Consider the following 2,812-nt stretch of genomic DNA (forward strand, 5'->3'; position numbering starts at 1 on the left):
CGGCTTTGTCTTCGCTGCTCTCACTGGCAGGCTCCACGTCCCACTCCGATTGGGTCACGGCCAGCCGTCGTTGCTGAAAGCAGGGTTTCACCTGATCGTCCCGTAGCAGCTCATCATAGAGCCGCATATCCCGGCCTCGCTGCTGGAGGACGCTGTCGGGGTTTTCCATCAGCATGTGGGTATAGGCTTTGCTCATCAGAATGCCGTGGTCGGCTTGGGCGATTTCGCCGAGAGTGGGTTTACCTGCCATGTTCACACACCAAAAAATGACTTTGATCAGCAGGAGTGTGCCAACGGATTTTACTCTCTATCAGGTCTAAAAATTCCGCTGTAAGGTGCCGAATAGCTGGCGGGCTATGGCTGGATTGGTAACCCAAGATGCTCTGAAAAGGGCAAAAAGTCCCGATCAGAATGGAGCAGGGTAATATCATGTTCCAAACAGTAGGTAGCAATCATCACATCAATGGTTTTGCGTACTGTAATACCTCTTTTTCTGAGATAGCGGAAGTTGGAAGCACTTTTGATGGCCAAGTCCTGAGACAGTAAATTATGAACGTCCAATGACGTCAGTAGTGACTTTGCCTTGTTAAAATCTTTTTCACTTCTGAATCCCTGCAATACTTCTGCAAGAATCAGGTCGCCGATAATAAGGTTCTGTCGGCCTAATGCGGCATCCAGATAGTCACTGGCATCAGTGGATATGCCATTGAAATAGTCAATCCAGACCGATGAATCTACCATCATCATTTGTCGGTTCTCATATCATCCAGATCGCCTTCCCAGTTCAGCTTGCCACGATACTCTCTGATTTTTTCCTGCTTTTTCAGCTGTATCAAAGCTTTCAAACCCGCCTCTACCGCTTCTTTCTTGGTCGTCAGTCCGCTGGCATTTAATGCTTCCTGCATCAGTTCATCATCAATAACAATATTGGTTCTCATGGCTCACCTGTGTGTATGTTTTTTTCTGTTTGTGTGTATTGTAGCCAATCCATCAACAATAGCACTTAATAACCTCGAAAATCATTACTCCCTCTGACTGTACCGTAACCCTGATTGGCTCTGATGCTGTCAGCCCGTTCCTCTGATGCAACCAGTCCCACCCGTTTCCTGCCACTGGCAGCATGGTCAAAGCTGGCGCTGTTCTCATGTGCCCACTTTAGAAACTGGCTGGTGCTGTCCACTTGGTCGTCGTGGGGGGCGAGGGGAAAAATGGTCATCTCGATCTCGTAATCCAATGACCATTGCGATACCTCGGGTAAATAAACCATACCTGCTTCAAACAGGCTGGATACGGCGATCAATCGGTCTACCTTGTTAATGCCTTTGGTGTCGATGGGGATAACGGGAATCCTGACTTTTGTCTGTCCCACCCCTACGCCCTGGCGCAGCTCCTGGATCAAGCTCTGCCCGCTGCCCTTGTCCTCAATCAGCACGCCCTGAGGCCGCCATGCCTCATATAAACTGGCTGCTGCTCGCTTCAGTGCCGGGTACTCCATGCGCTCCCTGAATACATCCAACAAATACCAACCATGCCGGGTTTCTCCCCAGGTGGTGCAGACGCTCGGATCGTTCACCTGCTCTGGTTTATAAGCCGTATCCCAGCTCTGAATAACTCTTAAAAATTCAGATGGTGCGATGTTGTATCGTTTGAACCACTGCGCTTTGATCAGGCCACCTTCCGGTGTGGCGTTCCAATCGCCCATCAGCCATGCCTGCACCAGCCACGGTGGGCCTGACTTTTTCAAGCGATCCATATAACCGGGGTCGCCCTCGATCAGGAGACGGTTGTCCTGTAGTCGGCTCGGGATATAGATGCGTCTCGTCGCACTGCTGTCATCGGTGACGGGTTGCATACCAAATGGAGCAGGGTCAATGTAGCGTTTTTTTATCCATTCGTGACCCGGGCCGCCGGGGTTGGCGCTCACGTTAAAGCTGGAGGGTATGCCGTGGGGGTTTCGTAATGTGGCGTTCAGTTTGTCGATTGGGTCGGGGTTAGGAAAGTTGCCGCCTTCGTCTATATATACATCGGTGTAGCTGTGTCCCTGGTACTTGCCCGCATCAGCATCCCGCTCCAAACTGCGGAGCCTCAAAATAGCGCCGTTGGGCATGACCCATGTGCTTTTCTGCGCTTTCCAGAGGGCTCCTAATGGGGTGAATATCTCCTGACTTCGGCCTATGACCTCATCCAGCTCGGGCATACTGCGGCGGACGAATAATCCCTTACACTTGCCGCCATAAACCTGCGACCTCATCAGCCACTTGCCTAAAAAGCCATCGGTCTTGCCGCCGCCCCGGGCACCGCCATAGAGAATGTCTTCTATAGGGCAGGTGAGCAGGGCGGTCTGTGGACCGGGCTGGGGTGACCAGGTGATCGCCACGCAGGCCTCAGCCCTGCCTTGCCCGTTTGAAAAAATCTCCGACGACTTGCCTGGCGATTTCTTCGTTGCTGGCTGTCTTCTGCTTCAGGTGTTGTCTGTACTCCTCTGCCATGGTGTGTGCCATGCTTTCCATCATGCTCACCATGGCCTCTTCGCTCATCATATCGTGTTCGGGGAAATCAACAATAACACTGATGGGCCTGGCTTGCGGGTTGCCCTGTGGATATAACATCAGTGCCCGTTCCTTGTCATTGTCTTCGTGTACTGATAATGAAATGCTGCAAACCATATTTTTAGGCATCCTTACTCTCTCCCTTCTTCCGCATCCATCCTTCGGCAAAACACACCGCCACCATCTCGGTGGGTGTCCTTGCGCTCAATTTTTCTTTTGCGCCAGCTAACCGGGCGGTGATGGCCTGATGGGTAATACCCACC

The 2,812-nt window shown here is 51.8% G+C and carries 5 protein-coding genes; all 5 read right to left on the reverse strand.

Annotation, left to right across the window (positions count from 1 at the left end; genetic code table 11):
- The coding region (locus KDK14_RS12075; RefSeq protein WP_257265377.1) for a DUF935 domain-containing protein at window positions 1-250 on the reverse strand (250 nt) is incomplete at its 3' end.
- A 104-nt stretch (window positions 251-354) separates the two neighbouring features.
- Entirely contained in the window at window positions 355-747 is a 393-nt protein-coding gene (locus KDK14_RS12080; protein ID WP_257265378.1) for a PIN domain nuclease, read from the reverse strand.
- Entirely contained in the window at window positions 744-938 is a 195-nt protein-coding gene (locus KDK14_RS12085; protein ID WP_257265379.1) for a type II toxin-antitoxin system VapB family antitoxin, read from the reverse strand. The genes KDK14_RS12080 and KDK14_RS12085 overlap by 4 nt, the downstream gene beginning before the upstream one ends.
- A 65-nt stretch (window positions 939-1,003) precedes the next feature.
- A complete protein-coding gene (gene terL / locus KDK14_RS12090) occupies window positions 1,004-2,377 on the reverse strand; it encodes a phage terminase large subunit (RefSeq protein ID WP_257265380.1) in 1,374 nt (457 codons plus the stop codon).
- A 7-nt stretch (window positions 2,378-2,384) separates the two neighbouring features.
- Window positions 2,385-2,666 carry a hypothetical protein gene (locus KDK14_RS12095; RefSeq protein WP_257265381.1) on the reverse strand — a complete coding sequence of 94 codons (282 nt, stop codon included), beginning with the start codon at window positions 2,664-2,666 and terminating at the stop codon, window positions 2,385-2,387.
- Window positions 2,667-2,812: the final 146 nt, after the last annotated feature.

Source organism: Endozoicomonas sp. ONNA2 (assembly GCF_024606365.1).
GTDB lineage: Bacteria > Pseudomonadota > Gammaproteobacteria > Pseudomonadales > Endozoicomonadaceae > Endozoicomonas.

Excerpts from the sequence above, each read along its gene's own strand:
- KDK14_RS12085 (WP_257265379.1), bottom strand. The coding sequence starts at position 938 with ATGAGAACCAATATTGTTATTGATGATGAACTGATGCAGGAAGCATTA.
- KDK14_RS12080 (WP_257265378.1), bottom strand. The coding sequence starts at position 747 with ATGATGATGGTAGATTCATCGGTCTGGATTGACTATTTCAATGGCATA.
- KDK14_RS12095 (WP_257265381.1), bottom strand. The coding sequence starts at position 2,666 with ATGGTTTGCAGCATTTCATTATCAGTACACGAAGACAATGACAAGGAA.